The following is a 3,664-nucleotide window of genomic DNA, read 5'->3' as shown; positions in this document are numbered from 1 at the left end:
ATTCTTGTGGAGCTAACGGAGAAAGGAGCGGCAATGTATCACGAGCATGACGACCTGCACCTCGCGTTAACACAAGATATCACAGCTGGCCTTGATGAAGATGAGCGAAGCAACCTATTGAAATATCTGGTCAAGATAAACCAGGAGTTTTAAATCCTAACCCGCGCGGGCATGTCTCATTTCCCGCGCAGCTTATACTTTGACGGAAAACGGTGGGCGATATCAGTAAATACCCCATCGACGCCCCAGTTAAATAGCTGGTTGGCACGGGCCAAATCGTTCACGGTATACACGTTGATTTTATAACCTGCAGACTTAAACCGGGCTACCATCGCCTGAGTCAAGTTCTGATCTTCCGGGTGAATATAATCCGCCCCGCACGCCTGCATCACAGACTCCCAGTCATCACCAAGACTTGCGGCTTCAAACAAACAGGCAACCGAAGTCTGCGGTCGACGACGCTTGAACTCTGCCAAAGCAAGATGATTAAAGCTGGAGACTATCAACTCACGTCCGGTATCCAACTGCGCCAATGCTGTGATCACATTAGCAATCAGCTTATCGGTCATCGCCCAGCCAGCCGAACATGACTTGATCTCGACATTGATATTCAGCTCATGCTGGTTAACCAGAGTTATCAGCTGTTCGAAGGTCGGGATCGGCTCACCGATAAAATCATCATGAAACCAGCTTCCGGCATCAATCTCGCTCAAATCCGCCTTGGTAAGTTCAGCCAGATTACCGCTTTGGTCGGTACAACGATCCAGGGTATCGTCATGGGAGACAACAACAGTCCCGTCAGCCAATATATCAACATCACACTCAATCCATTGAATTCCATACTGTCGACACAGCGCGAAAGCAGCAAGGGTGTTCTCAGGGGCCAATGCCGACATACCACGATGCGCAAAGAGAGTTTTCATTTATGATCCTGATTAAACTAACAATGGGCGAGTACACAAGGACTTTACCGACTCTGTAAACCAACACAACTCATATCCGCACTAGGCCTGAGGTAGTGTGACGGAGTCGTAAGTATGCCTCTATCTCAGGCAATAGTGTAGAGCACAATGAGACTCAGGCGGTGACAACTGACAAAGAAACAACGATTGCCAAGCGTAATACTTGATTCCAGCACGATAAGACTTACAATTCCGAACTCAATCTTGACAAATTGCTCCCCGTTCAAGACCTAAAAAACAACAAGGCACCTTTGGATTTATCAGCATGAGCAACAAAATGTACAGCGAGTACAACCCTGTTTTTAATTCTTCGTTTCTCCATCCCAGGTACTGGCTCACCTGGCTGGGGCTACCTTTTGCTCTCTTGCTGTCCCTGCTCCCGCACCGTGTGCGAGTCACTATGGCAACCCGTCTTGCCAAATACTTCGTCTCCAAGAATAACAGCGCCAAGCGACGGGCACTTATCAATATTCAACTATGCTTCCCAGAAATGACCGAGCAACAGCAACTAGCACTACTTGAGCGCTCATACGCGACCGCCGGGACAGTCTTGCTTGGCTTTGCCCAGCCATTTCTCAAAGGCCGCAACTTCGTTATCAACAGCCATGATGTGAAGGGAGAACATTACCTTCATGAACTGCGACAGCAGAATAAAAATATTATTATGCTGGTACCGCACAACTGGGCCATTGATTTTACCGCGCTCTATTTCGCCGCCAAAGAAATGCCGATGGTCGCGATGATCCGCCCGCAGAAAAACCCAATCGCCGACTGGCTGATGAACTTGCAACGGATGCAGTTCGGCGGCCGCATCTATACTCGCAGCCAGGGCATTAAACCGTATCTGAAATCCATCAAGGAAGGATATCTGGCTTATTACCTGCCGGATGAAGATCACGGTGCGCAGCAAAGTGTCTTTGCTCCATTCTTTGGAAACGAAAAGGCCACAGTCAAGGGCGTCGGCAAGTTGGCCAAACTAGCCAATGCCGCGGTTCTGCCAGTATTCCCGTCCTTTAATATGGAAACCGGCCGTTATGAGATCAATATCCAGGCACCACTCACTGATTTCCCGTCCGGAAATGAGTACGAGGATGCCTGTTACATGAACAAAGTGCTGGAAGAGATGATCAGAAAACAGCCTGAGCAATACATGTGGGTGATGAGTATCATGCGCCACCTACCAGACGGCAGCCAGCGCTACTGAGCAGTATCCCCAAACTACCTCAAGATACCGGATTCAGAGTAAGACCAGCGAGTTCAGGTAGCTTGGGTATAGCATAAACTTTATTTACACTCCCACGGCACGGCCTGGAGCAAGTCTTCAAGCTGTGCCGGTTGAGGAATATCGTCCGCCGGTATTTCCAACTGAGCGGCAAGCATTCTGGCATAAAGGTGCCAGTGCTTCAGCAAACAGGCGGATTCAGATTCAACCTCAGGGTAAGTACCGCGCATCAGTGGTGCCAATGAGGTGGCCGAGTGAGCATAGCTTGCCGTCAGCCATTTCAACTCATTGACCTGATAGTCCTGAATATATCCTTCCTTGTGGCATTCATTAAGCAGGCTTTCAAACAGCTCAGCCATCTCATAACTTTCATCAAGAAAATAGACAACCAGCTCCTGCTCTTGCTTCATGGCATCAGCAAGTATCTGCATTGGACGGGGATCGACCAGCAACCTCGCCAGCAAAGTCGTTAATACATTAAATAACCGATAGTTACTTTTCAGTTGGGGATCTTGCGTATGCAGCAAATCTGAAATGTACTGACGAAAATAGTTCTCCATTTCATCATTGACCTGCTTCCAGATCTTAAGCTTACTGCCGAAATGGTGACGAATAAGACTGTGGGAAACGCCTGCTTTCTCGCTAATAGCCCTTAGCGATACTGCCTTGAATCCCTGACTGCAAAACAGCTCGGTGGCTGCACACAATATCTGTTTGCGTGTTTCTTCAGCGGCCTTGGCGGTCTGTCGACCAACTCGTTTCTCCGTCATATTCCAGCTACTCCAAAATCATTAACCGGGTCGTTTTACCAAAAAGATCCTGATAAACCCACCTAATTATACTGCACACATGTGCAGCATACTTGAAATCACCTTGTTCGACAAATATACTGCACAAATGGATAGCAAATTAAATATCACCCACTCTTTGGAGTTCAGGATGAAAAGCAAACGCTTTATCACCTTAAAAATCAGTATGATAACTGCATTATTCAGTGCAATGCTCATACTGCAGGGTTGTAAGCCAGCCCAGTCAGATGTCATTCAAGAAACGGTTGTACCGGTCAGAGTGATGGAGGTACCTGCCGAAGAGAAAGGCAATGAATACCGCTTTGTCGCTCAGGTGAACGCTACCGAGCATGCAAAACTTGCCTTTCAAATCAGCGGCAAGATAGATGCTGTTAACGTGAAGATGGGGCAAACCGTCAAGGCAGGCGATGTTCTGGCAACCATGGACAAGGAAAATTATCAGCTTGCCGTCACCAGCAATCAGGCAGAGTTTGAACTGCAACAAGCCAAGCTTGCCCGTGCCGAGCAGCTTATAGCCAACCGTTTGATTAGCCAAGCGCAATACGACCAAACCTATGCTGCCTATAAGGCCGCCAAAACGAGCCTTGAACAGGCAAAAACCGACTTGTCACACACAAAGCTACAGGCACCGTTTGACGGCATTGTTTCGTTAACCCATGCCAAGCCACACC

Annotated in this window: 4 protein-coding genes; 2 read left to right on the top strand and 2 right to left on the bottom strand. The window is 48.2% G+C overall.

Going from position 1 to position 3,664, the window contains the following annotated elements; genetic code table 11:
- Positions 1 to 176 precede the first annotated feature (176 nt).
- On the bottom strand, positions 177 to 923 hold the full coding sequence (locus MHN01_RS20105; protein WP_239413014.1) for a glycerophosphoryl diester phosphodiesterase: 747 nt from the start codon (positions 921 to 923) through the stop codon (positions 177 to 179).
- Positions 924 to 1,227: 304 nt separating this feature from the next.
- On the opposite strand from MHN01_RS20105, the gene lpxM reads away from it, so the two are divergent.
- A complete protein-coding gene (gene lpxM / locus MHN01_RS20100; RefSeq protein WP_239413012.1) occupies positions 1,228 to 2,166 on the top strand; it encodes a lauroyl-Kdo(2)-lipid IV(A) myristoyltransferase in 939 nt (312 codons plus the stop codon).
- Positions 2,167 to 2,246: 80 nt separating this feature from the next.
- Here the strand turns inward: lpxM and MHN01_RS20095 are convergent, their stop codons facing one another.
- Positions 2,247 to 2,954 carry a TetR/AcrR family transcriptional regulator gene (locus MHN01_RS20095; protein ID WP_239413010.1) on the bottom strand — a complete coding sequence of 236 codons (708 nt, stop codon included), beginning with the start codon at positions 2,952 to 2,954 and terminating at the stop codon, positions 2,247 to 2,249.
- A gap of 169 nt (positions 2,955 to 3,123) precedes the next feature.
- Between MHN01_RS20095 and MHN01_RS20090 the strand changes: the two genes are divergently transcribed.
- The coding region (locus tag MHN01_RS20090) for an efflux RND transporter periplasmic adaptor subunit (protein ID WP_239413008.1) at positions 3,124 to 3,664 on the top strand (541 nt) is incomplete at its 3' end.

The sequence above is a fragment of the Photobacterium sp. OFAV2-7 genome (assembly GCF_022347985.1).
In the GTDB taxonomy this organism is placed as follows: domain Bacteria; phylum Pseudomonadota; class Gammaproteobacteria; order Enterobacterales; family Vibrionaceae; genus Photobacterium.
The sequence above is the reverse complement of the archived record's forward strand: the minus strand, read 5'-3'. Positions and strand labels throughout refer to the sequence as shown.

Bases quoted from the DNA above. Each gene is read 5' to 3' on its own strand.
- lpxM (WP_239413012.1), top strand. From the start codon at position 1,228: ATGAGCAACAAAATGTACAGCGAGTACAACCCTGTTTTTAATTCTTCG.
- MHN01_RS20105 (WP_239413014.1), bottom strand. From the start codon at position 923: ATGAAAACTCTCTTTGCGCATCGTGGTATGTCGGCATTGGCCCCTGAG.
- MHN01_RS20095 (WP_239413010.1), bottom strand. From the start codon at position 2,954: ATGACGGAGAAACGAGTTGGTCGACAGACCGCCAAGGCCGCTGAAGAA.